The following is a 15,702-nucleotide window of genomic DNA, read 5'->3' on the forward strand; positions in this document are numbered from 1 at the left end:
TCCCGCATGTAAAAGACGGTTTCCTGGAGAATGAATTTGCTGAGCTTGATCTTCACCGTGCTCGCAACACTGGCTTCAACAGAGGATGCGAAGGCTGACAGCGGGAGATGGGTTCACGCTGGCAGCAGCATCACACTGCGATACGACGGCGAGGAGAATGGTCGCTACCGGAACCTGTCGGTGATGAAGCAGGGCAAGCTGGTGCGCCGCATGGTACTGGGCGAGCGCTCTTACTCCCTGTTCGAGTACGACCCCGATCCGGCGACGTCCCCTGACGGTCGGTATGTGCTTGTCACTGACGTGGAATCCGGTGAGGTTGGTATGCCGGATGGACGCCGTTCTCTGCATGAAAGGCAGTACTGCGGTTTCATCGACACACGAAGCGGCTGCCTGTTCGCGCGTCAGACCGGGCAATTCTGTGGAGGGCAATTCAATGACGCTGGCGCCTGGGTATCTCCCGCCCTTCCTGACCTGCACCCTTCTGAGGTGCGTCCCACTGCGGAGGACTATGCCTCAGCCCGCCTAAGTCCATCGGATGCACCCGATGGTTCCCTCGACAATCTGCTTCGCTGCGACCCGCCAGGTCCAGGCAACAGGGACCACTACGGGAAGGTGATCGATGCGGGGATCTTTGACGTCACTCCCTCGCAGAGGAAGGCGCTGTACGGCGGGTAGAGCCGACTGTTGATCGACTGCACCAGGCTCTAGCTTGCCCTGCCTATCGCGATGGGAGCGATACGAGGTGTGGCTTCGGATACTTTTCAACCGCGATTACGGCATTGAACGCTGTCTGTTCGCATCTGCGGAATTTTGTGCCGCGCGTTGCGCGGTCGCCGAGCATGGCTCGGCGCTACAGGGAAACGAAAAGGCCGTGGTCTGCACCACGGCCCCTGAAACCCGGTGGGTGCCGACCGTTGGTCGGCACGCCGGTTATTGGGTGATATCCACGTCCTTGGTTTCGCGCAGGAACAGGCCACCGATCACCACCGACATCAGCGCGATGATGATGGGGTACCACAGGCCGTAGTACAGGTTGCCGGTACCGGCAACCAGCGCGAACGAGATCGCCGGCAGGAAGCCACCGAACCAGCCGTTGCCGATGTGGTACGGCAGCGACATCGAGGTGTAGCGGATGCGGGTCGGGAACAGTTCGACCAGGTAGGCGGCGATCGGGCCGTAGACCATGGTCACGTACAGCACCAGCAGCCACAGCATGAAGATCGTGCCAGCGATATTGATGCGGGCGCCGTCCGCCTTGGCCGGATAACCGGCGGTGGTCAGGGCGGTCTTCAGTTCCGCACCGAACGCGTCGGCCTTGGCCTTGCCTTCTTCCTTGGTCAGGCCCGCGGCTTCATACGAGGTGACGCTGGCGCTGCCCACGTTCACCATCGCCAGCGAACCGGCGGCGGCGGGCTGCACGTCGTACGGCACACCGGCCTTGGTCAGCGCGGCGGTGGCCACGTCACAGGAGCTGGTGAACTTGCGCAGGCCCACCGGATCGAACTGGAACGAGCAGGTAGCCGGATCGGCCACCACCAGCGCCGGCGAGCTGCTGCGGGCTTCTTCGATGGCCGGGTTGGCGAAGTGGGTCAGGCCCTTGAAGATCGGGATGTAGGTGACGGCGGCCAGCAGGCAGCCGGCCAGGATGATCTTCTTGCGGCCGATACGGTCGGACAGCCAGCCGAAGAAGATGAAGAACGGCGTGCCCAGTGCCAGCGCTGCGGCGATCAGCAGGTAGGAGGTGGTGGCATCGACCTTCAGCATGCTGCTGAGGAAGAACAGCGCGTAGAACTGTCCGCCGTACCAGACCACGGCCTGGCCAGCCGCTGCACCGAGCAGGACCAGCAACATCAGCTTCAGGTTGCCGCCCTTCAGGCTGTCGCGGAACGGGGTCTTGGAGCCCTTGCCTTCAGCCTTCATCTGCTGGAACAGCGGCGACTCGCTCAACTGCAGCCGGATCCATACCGAAATGCCCAGCAGCAGGATCGACACCAGGAACGGAATGCGCCAGCCCCAGGCCTCGAACGCCTCGTTGCCCAAGGTCATGCGGCAGGCCAGGATGATCAGCAGCGACAGGAACAGGCCCAGCGTGGCGGTGCACTGGATGAAGCTGGTGTACAGGCCGCGCTTGTCGTCCGGTGCGTGCTCGGCCACATAGGTGGCGGCACCGCCGTACTCGCCGCCCATCGCCAGGCCCTGGGCCAGGCGCAGGATGATCAGGATCACCGGTGCGGCAAAACCGATCGAAGCGTAGTTGGGCAGCACGCCGACCAGGAAGGTCGAGATGCCCATGATCAGGATGGTGACCAGGAAGGTGTACTTGCGGCCGATGCGGTCGCCGAGGCTGCCGAAGAAGGCCGCGCCGAACGGACGCACGAAGAAGCCGGCGGCAAACGCCAGCAGGGCGAAGATCATGCCCGTGGTTTCATTGACGCCACTGAAGAACTGCTTGGCGATGATGGCCGCGAGCGAGCCGTACAGGAAGAAGTCGTACCACTCGAACACCGTGCCGAGGCTCGAGGCGAAGATGACCTTCTTGTGACCCTTGGTCAGGGTGCCCGCTTTGTGTGCGGTACTGGGTGTGCTGGACATGGGGCGTTTTCCCTCGGTAGATGCCGACCTTGGTCGGCACTCAATTCGGTAGGTGCCGGCCGCTGGCCGGCACGCAATCTCTGTAGGTACCGACCTTGGTCGGCACTGCTTTAGAAGCTGTACTTGGTGGTGAACTGCAGACGGGTGATGTCACCCTTGTTGCCGTTCTCCACTTCGCGACGGCCGTACATCAGCTCCGCACCGATATCGACCTTGGGCAGCGGCGAATAGAAGATGTTGCCGCGGATGCTCTGCACGCTCTTGGTTACCAGCGGGCCGAGGATGCTGTCGTTGTCGTAGTCGCTGCGCGCGTAGATCAGGTTGGTGCGCAACTTCGGCGAGAACGCATGCCGCCAGCCCACGTAGCCGGCAAGCACGCCGGTCGGGTTGAGTTCGTCGCGGGCCACGTCATAGGCACTGTCGGCGGTGATGCCCAGGCCGATGTAGCGGGCGATGCCTTCGCCGCCAGTCAGCTGGTAGTGCAGCGAATCGCTGTCACCCATCACCCATTTGCCGCCCAGGGTCAGGCCGCCAGCCACCTTGTCGGCCTTGGCGCCGGTGGCCTGGTTGTCGACCTTCAGCTGACGGACGATGCCCCCGACACCGAAGGTGCCCCAATCACCCTTCCAGCCATAGCGCATGGTCAGATCGGGCAGGCTGCCACGGTCGGAGTTGGCGCTGGCGTTGGTCCATGCCCCGGTGACCGGGTTGCGGGTACCGGTGAGGGTGGTGGTTTCCGGGTTTTCCAGCGCGACGCTGAAGCCACCCTGGGTGTAACGCACCTGGGCCTGGCGCACGAAGATCACGCCATCGGTGGGGCCGACGAAGTCGACCGCCTCGGGCAGCGCGGCCGCGTCCATGAAGTTGGACCAGGTCTGGCCGGCCATCCAGTTGTTCCAGTACATGTAGGCGTGGCGCAGGGTCACACCGTAGGTATTGGTGGCGGTCTGGTTGCCCAGTGAATTGCCGAAGAAGTCCATCTCGAAGAACGCACCGGCCTTGTTGCCCGATTCGCTCACGTTGTCGATGCCCAGGTTGAAGCGCGAGAACTTGGCGTGGGCATTGAAGTCGGTGCCCGAACGCTTGCCGCTGCCGCCAGCGCCTTCCACCGGGGTCTGGCCCGGCAGGTACAGCGAGCGGCCGGTGGCGTCGTCGGCCAGCTGGCCATCGCTGGTCTGGGTGGCCAGGAAGTCGGCCTTGATGAAGCCGCCGGTCTTGACCGTGGTGCCCGGCGCCGCGCCCGGGGTGAGGGTGGTGACCTGGATGGGCTGCTTGCCGGCCGGCACCTGTGCGACCGGCTTCTGCTCGGCCTGCACCGTGCGGACTTCGGTTACGGCCTGCTGGGTCTGGCTGATCTGGGTCTGTTGTTGTTGCTGCGAAGACAGCAGCAGCTGGACCTGGCGTTCCAGTTCGGCAACGCGTGCTTCCAGCGCCTTCTCTTTGGCGGTCTCTGCGAACGCCATGCCCGGTGCGACCAGGGCGACCAACAGGCAGGCCGCCAAAGGTGTGCGCACGGCTTTCAACGTACGGTGGCTCATGTTGCCCTCTCTCCCAAGTGGCAAGGTGATGCCGCGCGTGGGGCACGGTCGAGCCGAGACTGCGGGGCGATTATGTATAGCGGCTATTCGCCATTGGTCGAACCCGGCCCTGCTGGGCGCTCACTTTCGACCATGGTCTAACCAGAGTGGTGACGCGACCGGGGGTGGATGGGGCAAACTGAGGGGGATCGGTCGCTGCGATGCTGCGACCGCACACACAAAGTCAACGTGCAAGTGAGGGTGCCATGGCTGATATCTACCCCGTCGATCCGCAGTTCGCCGCCAAGGCACGCATCGACAAGACGTCGTACGAACAGCAGTACCAGGCTTCGGTGACCGACCCGGATGGTTTCTGGGGCAAGGCGGCAGAGCGCCTGCAGTGGATGCGCAAGCCGACGAAGATCAGGAACGTCAGCTACGACCTGTCCGACTTCCACATCAAGTGGTTCGAAGATGGCGAACTCAATGCCAGCGTGAACTGCCTGGATCGCCAGCTGGAAACGCGCGGCGACAAGACCGCCCTGCTGTTCGAGCCGGACGGCCCGGATGCACCGGCCCAGCACGTCACGTATCGCGAGCTGTACGAGCGCACCTGCCGCCTCGGCAACGCGCTGCGCAACCTCGGCGTCAAGAAGGGCGACCGGGTCACCATCTACCTGCCGATGATCGTCGACGCCGCGGTGGCCATGCTGGCCTGCGCCCGCATCGGTGCGATCCACTCGGTGGTATTCGGTGGCTTCGCGCCGAACTCGATTGCCGACCGCGTCAGTGACTGCCAGAGCAAGCTGATCATCACCGCCGACGAGGGCCTGCGCGGTGGCCGCAGGATTCCGCTGAAGGCCAACGTCGATGCCGCGCTGAAGCTGCCGGGCACGAACACGGTTGAAACCGTACTGGTGGTGCGCCACACCGGCGGCGCGGTGGACATGCAGGCCCCGCGCGACCGCTGGTTCCACGATGTGGTGGACAGCCAGCCGGCCACCTGCGAACCGGAACGCATGAACGCGGAAGACCCGCTGTTCATCCTCTACACCTCCGGTTCCACCGGCAAGCCGAAGGGCGTGCTGCACACCACCGGCGGTTACCTGCTGTACGCGGCCTACACCCATGAAGCGGTGTTCGACCTGCGCGAGGACGACATCTACTGGTGCACCGCCGACGTCGGCTGGGTCACCGGCCACAGCTACATCGTGTACGGTCCGCTGGCCAACGGCGCGACCTCGCTGATGTTCGAAGGCGTGCCGAACTACCCGGATACCTCACGCTTCTGGAACGTCATCGACAAGCACAAGGTGAGCATCTTCTACACCGCCCCGACCGCCATCCGTGCACTGATGCGCGAAGGCGAGGAACCGGTGAAGAAGACCTCGCGCGCGTCGCTGCGCCTGCTCGGCAGCGTGGGCGAGCCGATCAACCCGGAGGCCTGGCGCTGGTACTACGAGGTGGTCGGCGACAGCCGCTGCCCGATCGTCGATACCTGGTGGCAGACCGAGACCGGCGGCATCCTGATCTCGCCGCTGGCCGGTGCGATGGATCTGAAGCCGGGTTCGGCCACCCTGCCCTTCTTCGGCGTGCAGCCGGCGCTGGTCAATGCCGATGGCGAGATCCAGGACGGCCCGACCGAGGGCAACCTGATCATCCGCGACTCCTGGCCGGGCCAGATGCGCACGGTGTACGGCGACCACCAGCGTTTCATCGATACGTATTTCCGCACCTACCCGGGCAGCTACTTCACCGGTGACGGGTGCCGCCGCGACGAAGACGGCTACTACTGGATCACCGGCCGCGTTGACGACGTGATCAATGTGTCCGGCCACCGCATCGGCACCGCCGAAGTGGAAAGCGCGCTGGTCTCGCACCCGAAGGTGGCCGAAGCGGCCGTGGTCGGCTTCCCGCACGACGTGAAGGGCCAGGGCATCTATGCCTACGTGACCCTGGTGGCCGAAGAAGCGCCGAGCGACGAACTGCAGAAGGAACTGGTCGCGTGGGTACGCAAGGAAATCGGCCCGATCGCCACGCCGGACCACCTGCAGTGGGCGCCGGGCCTGCCGAAGACCCGCTCGGGCAAGATCATGCGCCGCATCCTGCGCAAGATCGCCGAGAACGCGCCGGACCAGCTCGGCGACACCTCGACCCTGGCCGATCCGTCGGTGGTGGCGTCGCTGGTGGACGAGCGCAAGGTGCGCTGATGGCGTGACTGCAGGCGCAGGACGCGCCAGGGACGTGGCCGGGAGGAGGGACCCGGCCGCGTCCGACCCGTCCTGCACCTGCCATCACGTCGCTCTTTTTCCTGATCGATAAGCTCGACCCATGACCACCCTCCTGATTGCCGATGACCACCCGCTGTTCCGCGAAGCCCTGCGTGGGGCCGTGCAGCGGGTCATCCCGGGCGTACAACTGTTCGAGGCCGACAGCGTGGAAGCACTGTACGCGCTGGCCGATCAGCACAACGACGCCGACCTGGTCCTGATGGACCTCAACATGCCGGGTGCGCAGGGCTTCAACGCACTCGTGCACATGCGCTCACTGCATCCGCAGCTGCCGGTGGTGGTGGTGTCCGCGCGCGAAGAAGCCACGGTGATGCGTCGCGCGCTCGACCACGGTGCGCTCGGCTTCATTCCCAAATCGGCCGACTCGGACACCATCGGCCATGCACTCGGCACCATCCTCGATGGCGAGACCTGGGCACCGCCGGAGGCGCACAACGTGCCGCCCACCGGCAGCGAAGAACGCGAAGTCGGCCAGCGCCTGCGCGAGCTGACCCCGCAGCAGTTCCGCGTCCTGCAGATGCTCGGCGCCGGCCGCTTGAACAAGCAGATCGCCTACGACCTCAACGTCTCCGAAGCAACGATCAAGGCCCACGTCACCGCCATCCTGCGCAAGCTCGGCGTGACCAACCGCACCCAGGCCGTGCTGATGGCCGGCAAGCTGGCCATCGACGACGACGCCATCGTGCTGCCGCCGGAAGAAGATTGATTGTGACCGACTATGGAGCCGAGCATGGGCTCGGCTCTACAGACGTCATGATGCCCCTGTAGAGCCGAGCCCACGCTCGGCTGCTCTTTGCCTCAATACCAATCACTCCTCAAGCGGCCATCGACTCCACCCATAGGGGTATTCCCCGATGCGCGTGGCCAGCCCAGCACGCACCGGATTGGCCGCGATATACACCGCCTGCGTGTGCAGGCATTCATCGCTGCGCAGCGCGTGGTCGTAGTATCCCGGCTGCCAGATCGGCGCGTTGGCATCAGCGCGCCTGCCGATGGAACGCCCGCTCCGTGATTTGAGGATCTGCATGCAGCCGGCAAGCGTGCAGGTACGGAGTTCGAACAGCCAATGCAGATGATCCGGCATCACCACCCAGGCGAGGGAGGAGGTCCGCCCCGTTCGCTCTACGGTGCGCAGTGCTTCGATCAGCAGATCGACGTTGGCCTTGTCGTCGAACCAAGGACGGCGTGCGCGTGTCACAGCCGTGATCGCGTAGACATTGCCGGTCTGCGACCAGCGACCAAAGCGGAGTGCGGGACTGGCCACGCGAAGAGGCTATGGCACGCATGACAGCCCTTCCATCAGTGCAACACCGCAATGCTTGTCAGCCAACACCCTGAGGTAGAGCCGAGCCCATGCTCGGCTGGCGCGCGAAGCAGCCGAGCATGGGCTTGTATGTTCCTCCCGGCTCCTACCAAGTATGTAGGAGCCAGGGTGGAGGGACCGTCAACATGATATCTGCGGGTACCAGCCGACAGACGAGCCGAGCGATCCCCATCCCGCACCTTAACGTCGATAAGGGATCTAGCGGCCTTTGAGGACCGCCGATGTAGGCAAGCCAACGTGGTGCGGTACCACCCCAGCCCCTCAACAATAGCTGGGAGTTGCGCAGATGTCAGATCGTTTGGCCTTCGGCATCGATGCCGATTCAAAGACCCTTGTGGTGGCCCATCACGGCACCAAGGGCAGCGCCCGCATCACCAATTCAGCGTCGGCCATCACTAAGTGGGTGTCCGCCCTGCCGGCCAGATCTCGCATTGGAGTGGAGGCAACCAATCGCTACCACGAGCTTGTGGTTCAGGCTGCCCAGAAGGCCGGTCACGCCGTCTTTGTGCTCAATCCGCGCGACATCAAACATTACGCCAAGGGCGTGGCCTGCCGCGGCAAAACCGACTCAGGTGACGCGCAGGTTATCGCGCGTTACATCGCTAAGGAGGCCGACAATCTGCATGAGCATGTCGCCCGTTCACCTGCGCAGGAGCAGCTGCATGTGCTACTCCAGCAACGCGACAGCCTGGTCCGGAGCAAGGCGAAGTTGAATCTCTCGCTAGGCGCGGGAGCGTCGGAGTCGGCCATCTTTGGGCGCATCTTCGGTGGTCTGAAAGAGGCCATTGCCATGCTCGACCAACAGATTCAGCAACTGTGCCGCAGCGGCGAACAGCGCGACCTGTATCGGCGGATCATGACCATCCCGGGGATCGGACCGACGGTTGCGGCCTTTATCACCCATCACATCACGCGCTGGCCCTTGACCAGCTCAGACGCTTGGATTGCCTGCAGCGGTCTGGATCCGCGACCCAACGAATCCGGTGCGCGGATCGGCAGACGGCGCCTGTCCAAGCGTGGCAACGCCAGCCTGCGCCAGATCCTCTACATGGCGGCCATGGGCCTGACCCGATCCAAAGGCGGTAAAGCCCTTTATACGGCCATCCGCGAACGTGGTCACAGCAGTACCGCCAGCTTTAACATCCTGGCCAGAAAGCTGGCCAGGATCGCCTGGGGGGTCTTTAAAAGCGGTCGGGACTTTGACCCCGCCATGCTGAAAGTGGGTCAAGCCTGCTTCCAGCAGGCTTGACCGCGAACATAGGATCTCGGCTCTACAGGAACAGGCGTTACCCCACGCCGTGCAGGTGTTCGTACAGGATCGTCGCGCCGATGATCACCAGGATCACGCCACCGATGATCTCGGCGCGCTTGCCGACCATGCTGCCCAGCACGCGGCCGAGCATGATGCCGACGGTGACCATGGTCAGCGTGCACAGGCCGATGACTGCGGCCATCACACCGATATGCACGTCCATGAAAGCCAGGCCGATACCCACCGCCATCGCATCGATGCTGGTTGCGAAACCGGTCAGCGCCAGCTTCCAGAAGCCGTGGTGCTGCGAAGGATCTTCGTCTTCCTCGGCGCTGTCCGGACGCAGGCCGTTGTAGATCATGTGGATGCCCAGCGCACCGAGCAGGCCGAAGGCGATCCAGTGGTCGAACGCTTCCACGTACTGCAGGGCGGCACGGCCGAGCAACCAGCCGATGATCGGTGTGATCGCCTCGATGACGCCGAAGATGATGCCGGCGCGCAGCGCATCGCGGAACACCGGCTTGCGCATGGCCGCACCCTTGCCGATCGCCGCGGCGAAGGCATCGGTGGACATGGCAAAGCCGATCAGGAGGATCGAAATGGGGGACATTGGCGGCTGCTGAGGTCGGGCAAGGACGGACGCACGGCTCGCGCTCGCGCCCAACCTGACGTTGCGCGCGCGGGCCGCTGGTCTCGCCAACCATCATGGTTGTCCACGCCACGGCGCACTGGCCGAGTGTGTTGACGTGGACGATTCCTGCGAAGGAATCCGGCTACTCCCCAAGGGGACGCGCAGCTTAGCACCGAGATTCGCGCATGGCGCATCTGCGGCGAAACGCGCAGGCAGGGCTGGTTTGTATAGCGATGGCTATATCAGCCCCGCACTGCGTGCCGGAGCCGAGCGTAGGCTCGGCTCTACAGTTGCCCGTCAGGCATCGTTGTTGCCGGCATCGCGCAGCGCGCCCAGGAAGGCGCGCAGCGAGGCCGGCTTGATCGGCTTGGTCAGCACGCGGTAGCCGCGTTCGCGCGCCATCCGCTTCAACTCGTCGCGACCATCGGCGGTCAGCAGCGCGCCGGGCAACGGGTAGCCCGCAGCCTCGCGAAGTGCCACCAGCGCATCCAGGCCATCCATGCGGTCGTGCAGGTGGTAGTCCACCAGCATCACCTGCGGGCGCTCGGCGATCTTCTCCAGCGCCTGGTCGACGGTGGCGGCAGTGATCACCTGCACCTGCCAACGGCCAAGCAATGCACGCATGCCGTCGAGGATCTCCTCATCGTTGTCCACGCACAGCACGCGCAGGCCGGCCAGCGAATCGCTGCGCACCGGTGCGGCCACCGCCTGTACCGGCGTGGCCAGCTCGGCGTAGCCCGGCAACGGCGCCACACGCGGCAGGATGATCGAGAACATCGAGCCGCTGCCGACGCGGCTGCGCGCATTGAGGCGATGGTCAAGCAGGCGCGAGATGCGCTGGCAGATCGACAGGCCCAGCCCCAGACCCTGCTCGCCCCAGTCGAACGGCTGCTGGTAACGGTGGAACTCATCGAAGATCTGCCGCATGTGGTGCTCGGGAATGCCGGGACCGGTATCCCATACCTGCAGCTCCACTTCGTCGCCACGATGGCGCACCGCCAGCACGATGCGCCCCTGGCGGGTGTAGCGCAACGCGTTGGCCAGGAAATTCTGCAGCACGCGGCGCAGCAGGCGGCGATCACTGCGTACCCACGCCGGGCGCGCGAACAGGTCCAGGCGCAGGCCACGACCGGCGGCGACTGGCGTGTACTGCGCCGCCAGTTCGCGCATCAACGCACTCACGTCGAACTCGCCGATCACCGGGTGCAGGCCACCGGCATCCAGCCGCGACACGTCCAGCAGGCCATCCAGCAGTTCTTCGGCCGCGCGCAGCGACGCATCCACGCGTTCGGCCAGGTGCTTCTGCTCATCGCTCACGTGGTCGCTGTCACGCAACGCCGAAGCGAACAGGCGCGCGGCGTTCAGTGGCTGCAGCACGTCATGGCTGATCGCTGCCAGGAAACGCGTCTTCGACTGCTGCGCGACCTCGGCCTCGTGCGAGCGCTCGGCCACGCGCTGTTCCAGCGTCTCGTTGGCTTCCAGCAGTGCTTTTTCCGCGTGCTTGTAGTCGGTGATGTCGTTGTAGCTGGTCACGTAGCCGCCGCCGGGCAGCGCCTGCCCACGCATCTCGATCACCTTGCCGTCGCTGCGGGTGCGCTCGAACACGTGCGGTGAACCGGCGCGCATGTAGCCGATGCGGCGGTTGATCTGCACTTCGATATCGCCCTCGCCCAGTTCGCCGCGCTCGGCGTTGTAACGGATCAGGTCGGCCACCGGGCGGCCCACGTAGAGCATCCCGTCGGGGTAGCCGAACATGTCCTGGTACCGGCGGTTCCATGCGGTCAGGCGCATGTCCGGATCGACCACGCTGACCCCGGCGCTGATGTTCTCCAGCGTGGTCGACAGGATCTCGCGGTTGAAGCGCAGCTCCTGCCCGGCTTCGTCCAGCACTGCCACCACTTCGCCCAGGTCCATGCCCGAGCCACGCAGCAGGCTGGTCAGCAACAGGCGTGCGGATGCCGCGCCGATCGACGCGGCCAGCAGGCGTTCGGTGAACTGCACCCACGGGCGGTCTGCAGGCGCGGAGGATTGCAGTTCACGGCCCAGCGACTGCGCCTGCTCGAAGAACGAACGCCGCGCATGGCGCTCGCCGACCACGCGCGAGGCCAGTGCCAGCAGATCGCCCACATGCACGTGGCCGGGCCAGCCACCGGCCACCGACGGGCGCTCGGCATAGGGGTCGAGGAACGGCGCGGCGCGCAGCCGCTCGTCCACACCGGGGCGCCAGCGCGCGGACACCAGCATCATCGTCGCCGCGTTGACCAGCAGCGACCAGAACGTGCCGTGGGTCAGCGGATCCCAGCCGGTCATGCCGAACAGCTGCTGCGGACGCAGCCACTCGATGCCGAACGGACCGTGCTGCACCCAGGCGGCATCAACCCAGCCGGCCATGGTCATCGCCGGCAGCAGCAGCGTGTACAGCCATGTCGCGAAGCCGAGCAGCATGCCCATCTCGACGCCACGCCGGCTGGCGCCACGCCAGTACAGGCCGCCGATCAGGCCCGGTGCGAACTGCGCCACTGCAGCGAACGCCATCAGGCCGTACGACGCCAGCGTGCTGTCGTTGCTGCTGGTGCGGTAGTAGCTGTAGGCCATCAGCGCCAGCAGCAGGATCGCCAGGCGGCGGATCCACAGCACGCGCGAGGCGACATCGGCGGCTTCCTGATGGTCGCCACTGCGGCGCAGCAGCACCGGCATCACCAGGTCGTTGCTGACCATGGTGGCCAGCGCGATGGACGACACGATGACCATGCCGGTGGCGGCAGAGAAACCGCCCACATAGGCGATCAGCGCCAGCGCATTGCGGCCTTCGGCCAGCGGCAGGGCCAGCACCATCGAATCGTCGGCGACGCTGCCGCCGGTGCCGAACAGGGTCACGCCGGCGGTGGCGATTGGCAGCACCATGCCCGAGATCAGCACAAGATAGCCACCGAACATCCAGCGCGCGCGGCGCACATCGCGCACGTCACCACATTCGACCACGGCCACGTGGAACTGGCGCGGCAGGCAGATGATGGCCAGGAAACTCAGCAGCGTCTGCGAGATGAATCCCACCGGCGGCAGGCCGGTGAACAGCGTATGCACCGACTCGACCACCGCGTCGGTGCGGTTGCTCAGCCACAGGTAGGCGAACACGCCCACCGCCACCATCGCCAGCAGCTTGATCACCGATTCGAAGGCGATCGCCAGCATCATGCCGTGGTGGTGCTCGGTGGCATCGACCTGGCGGGTGCCGAACAGGGTGGCGAACAACGCCATCAGCAGCGCCACGTACAGCGCCGGATCGGTGAAGAAGCCGGTCGGGCCGGTGTTGCCGGTCAGTACCTGCAGGCTCATCGCCACTGCTTTGTACTGCAGCGCCAGGTACGGAATGATGCCGATCAGCGCGATGATCGCCACCAACGCCGCCAGCCGCCGCGAACGGCCGAAGCGCGAGGAGATGAAATCGGCGATGGAAACCACGTTCTGGCTGCGCGCGATCAGCGCCAGGCGCTCGATGATGCGCCAGCCGAACAGCAGCAGCAGCAGCGGGCCGATGTAGATGGGCAGGTAGCCCACGCCGTTGCGCACGGCGGTGCCGACCGCGCCGTAGAAGGTCCACGACGAGCAGTACACGGCCAGCGCCAGGCTGTAGACCACCGGCCGCAGCCACGGCCGGTCGGGATACATCGGCCGACGGTCGCCCCACCACGCCACGCCGAACAGCAGCGCAGCATAGGCAACCGAGACCAGCAGCAGGATCCAGCTGGAGACCACGCGTGCGTTTCCGTCGGAAGAACCCGCAGTGTAGGCCAGGCGTGGCCGGGGGTGCGGGCTCGTTGGGGCAACCACCCCCACCAGGGTGGGGGCCTACGCGGTGCGGGCCACGACCGTTGGTCGTGGCCGGCTCCTTACTGGGCCGGCACGCCCATTTCCTTCAGCAGCTCGGGCGCCGGGTAGACTTTGGCCAGCAGCCAGCGCAGGTAGCGCATGTCTACGTGCACGGCGCGCTTGTAGCGCGGATCGAACCACCAGCTGGCGCTGACCGACTCCCAGTTGCTGTCGAAATTCAGGCCGATCAGTTCGCCCTTGGCGTTGAGCACCGGCGAGCCGGAGTTGCCGCCGGTGGTATCCAGGTTGGTCAGGAAATTGACCGTCTGGGTCTTCAGCGCCGGGTCGGCGGTGCTGCCGAAGTCGCCCTTGGCGATCGCCGCCAGCAGCGGCTTGGGTGCGTCGAACGGATAGGCGTTGGTGTTCTTCTCGACAATGCCGGCCACGGTGGTCACCGGCGAATAGGTCACGCCATCACGCGGGTGCAGCGCCTCGACCTTGCCGTAGCTGATGCGCAGGGTGCGGTTGGCGTCCGGGTACACCGCACGGCCCTGCTTGGCACGCCAGGCGAACAGCGCCTGCATGTACGCCGGGCGCAGGCGCAACTGCTCGCCTTCGCGGGTCTTGCTCTCGTTCTCGATGCGCAGCTGCGCGGCCACCAGCGGGCCGGCCACGGCGATCAGCGGATCGGCGGCAAGTGCCTTGCCCTCGCGTGCGGCAGTGAAGCGCGACAGGCGCTGCGCCTCGTCACCCAGCTGGGTGCCGGCATAGAGGGTGCCCAGCGCCTTGGCCAGCTGCTCCGGGGTACGGCCGAAGGCCGCGTCGAACTCGGCCACGCGCTGCGCGTCCGGCAGCTGCTGGTAGCGGGTCAGCAAGGTGGTCAGCAGGGCCTTCTCGACCTCCGGTGCGTAGCGGCGCTGGACCTGCTTGAGCACGCCTTCGATCATCGCCTGGTCGCGCTGCTGGTAACCGCTCTCGCGCTGCGCGTCCGGCTTGGCCGATTCGATGCGCAGGCGCTCCAGCAGCAGTGCCGAGCGCAGCAACTGGCTCTGCGCAGCCATCTGATCCAGCAGCAGGTCACGCTCGCCCACCGCCGCACCCTGCGACAGGTTGGCCAGCAGCGCCTTGATGTCGCCCTGGTACTTGCGGTCGGTGGCAGCCAGCATCGCCGTCTCGTCGGCGGCACGCTGGGCCTTGGCGTCGCTGCGCAGCAGGCCTTCCAGCTCACCGGCGGCGCGCTTGCGGTTGTTCTTCAGCGACTGCAGCTGCGAGGCGTAGCGGGTACGCGCCTGCGCATCTTTGGCGCTGGCGGCCTCGATGGTGTCGATCATCTGCTGGAACACCGACACGCGGCGCGGCAGCACGGTATCGATCTGGCCGGCGAACTCGGCGGCGGTACGGTGGCGGTAAGTGATGCCCGGGTAACCGGCCAGCATCGCGTAGTCGCCTTCCTTCGGGCCTTCCACCGACATCTGCAGGTGTGCCGGTGCCTGGTAGGGCACGTTGTCCTTGCTGTAGGCGGCCGGCTTGCCGTCCTTGCCCACGTAGGCGCGCAGCAGGGTGAAGTCGCCGGTGTGGCGCGGCCACATGAAGTTGTCGATCTCATCGCCGTAGTTGCCGATCGCACGCGGCGGCGCATACACCAGGCGCACGTCGCTCAGTTCCAGCTGGGCGATGCGGTAGAAGTCGGTGCCGTAGTACATGTTGGCCACCGAGCAGCGCACGCTGCCGTCCTTCTCGCACTCGGCCACGATCTGCTTGCTGGCCGCATCGACGGCATCGAAGTAGGCGCGACCGGTCTTGCCACGCGCCTGTGCCAGCACCTGGTCGGTCACCTTGTCGAAGCCGACGGTGACCAGCACGCGGAAGTCCGGGTTGGCCGGACGCTCGTCGGCACGGTCCTTGGCGATGAAGCCACCGTTGATCAGGTCGTGCTCGGGCGAGCTGTTGTACTGGATCACGCCCATCGCCACGTGGTGGTTGGTCAGCAGCAGGCCGTCGGCGGACACGAACGAACCGGTGCCGCCACCGGCGCGCACCACCGCGCTCAGCGGCGGCGCAGTGACGTTGGCTAGGTCGGCCGGATTGCCCTTGAAGCCGGCTGCCTGCAGCGGCTTGGCCAGTTCCGGCAGCTGGGTCGGCATCCACATGCCTTCATCGGCGTGGGCACCTGCGGCGAGGGTCAGGCCCAGGGCCAGGGCGGTGGGAAGGGCTTTGCGTGGTGACATGAGGCAATCCGGTACGACAGAACAGCCCGGGACCATAGCCGCTGGGGCCGGATGGGG

The 15,702-nt window shown here is 65.7% G+C and carries 10 protein-coding genes; 4 read left to right on the top strand and 6 right to left on the bottom strand.

The window, feature by feature from the left end; genetic code table 11:
* Positions 1–30: 30 nt before the first annotated feature.
* Positions 31–675 carry a hypothetical protein gene (locus tag ARC63_RS08420; RefSeq protein WP_057503018.1) on the top strand — a complete coding sequence of 215 codons (645 nt, stop codon included), beginning with the start codon at positions 31–33 and terminating at the stop codon, positions 673–675.
* A gap of 255 nt (positions 676–930) precedes the next feature.
* Here the strand turns inward: ARC63_RS08420 and ARC63_RS08425 are convergent, their stop codons facing one another.
* Both ARC63_RS08425 and ARC63_RS08430 read right to left on the bottom strand, forming a co-directional pair.
* The gene (locus ARC63_RS08425; protein WP_057503019.1) at positions 931–2,592 is read right to left on the bottom strand and encodes an MFS transporter; all 1,662 of its coding nucleotides are present in this window, start codon (positions 2,590–2,592) and stop codon (positions 931–933) included.
* A gap of 110 nt (positions 2,593–2,702) precedes the next feature.
* Entirely contained in the window at positions 2,703–4,130 is a 1,428-nt protein-coding gene (locus tag ARC63_RS08430; RefSeq protein WP_057503020.1) for a DcaP family trimeric outer membrane transporter, read from the bottom strand.
* Between the two features lie 245 nt (positions 4,131–4,375).
* Between ARC63_RS08430 and acs the strand changes: the two genes are divergently transcribed.
* The gene (gene acs, locus ARC63_RS08435) at positions 4,376–6,319 is read left to right on the top strand and encodes an acetate--CoA ligase (RefSeq protein ID WP_049413195.1); all 1,944 of its coding nucleotides are present in this window, start codon (positions 4,376–4,378) and stop codon (positions 6,317–6,319) included.
* Positions 6,320–6,440: 121 nt separating this feature from the next.
* Positions 6,441–7,106, top strand: coding sequence for a response regulator transcription factor (locus tag ARC63_RS08440; protein ID WP_005420420.1), 666 nt, complete (start codon positions 6,441–6,443; stop codon positions 7,104–7,106).
* Between the two features lie 102 nt (positions 7,107–7,208).
* Here ARC63_RS08440 and ARC63_RS08445 read toward each other — a convergent pair whose 3' ends face one another.
* Positions 7,209–7,664: an REP-associated tyrosine transposase gene (locus tag ARC63_RS08445; protein ID WP_057503021.1), complete on the bottom strand. Its 456-nt coding sequence runs from the start codon at positions 7,662–7,664 to the stop codon at positions 7,209–7,211.
* Between the two features lie 346 nt (positions 7,665–8,010).
* Between ARC63_RS08445 and ARC63_RS08450 the strand changes: the two genes are divergently transcribed.
* Positions 8,011–8,973 carry an IS110 family transposase gene (locus ARC63_RS08450; RefSeq protein WP_019336818.1) on the top strand — a complete coding sequence of 321 codons (963 nt, stop codon included), beginning with the start codon at positions 8,011–8,013 and terminating at the stop codon, positions 8,971–8,973.
* Between the two features lie 37 nt (positions 8,974–9,010).
* On the opposite strand, the gene ARC63_RS08455 is transcribed toward ARC63_RS08450, so the two are convergent.
* The 3 genes from ARC63_RS08455 to ARC63_RS08465 form a co-directional block, all read right to left on the bottom strand.
* Positions 9,011–9,586: a manganese efflux pump MntP gene (locus ARC63_RS08455; protein WP_010482394.1), complete on the bottom strand. Its 576-nt coding sequence runs from the start codon at positions 9,584–9,586 to the stop codon at positions 9,011–9,013.
* Positions 9,587–9,904: 318 nt separating this feature from the next.
* Entirely contained in the window at positions 9,905–13,363 is a 3,459-nt protein-coding gene (locus tag ARC63_RS08460) for a hybrid sensor histidine kinase/response regulator (RefSeq protein ID WP_049454222.1), read from the bottom strand.
* Positions 13,364–13,497: 134 nt separating this feature from the next.
* Positions 13,498–15,645, bottom strand: coding sequence for a S46 family peptidase (locus ARC63_RS08465; protein WP_057503022.1), 2,148 nt, complete (start codon positions 15,643–15,645; stop codon positions 13,498–13,500).
* Positions 15,646–15,702: the final 57 nt, after the last annotated feature.

The sequence above is a fragment of the Stenotrophomonas geniculata ATCC 19374 = JCM 13324 genome, from assembly GCF_001431625.1.
Taxonomy (GTDB): domain Bacteria; phylum Pseudomonadota; class Gammaproteobacteria; order Xanthomonadales; family Xanthomonadaceae; genus Stenotrophomonas; species Stenotrophomonas geniculata.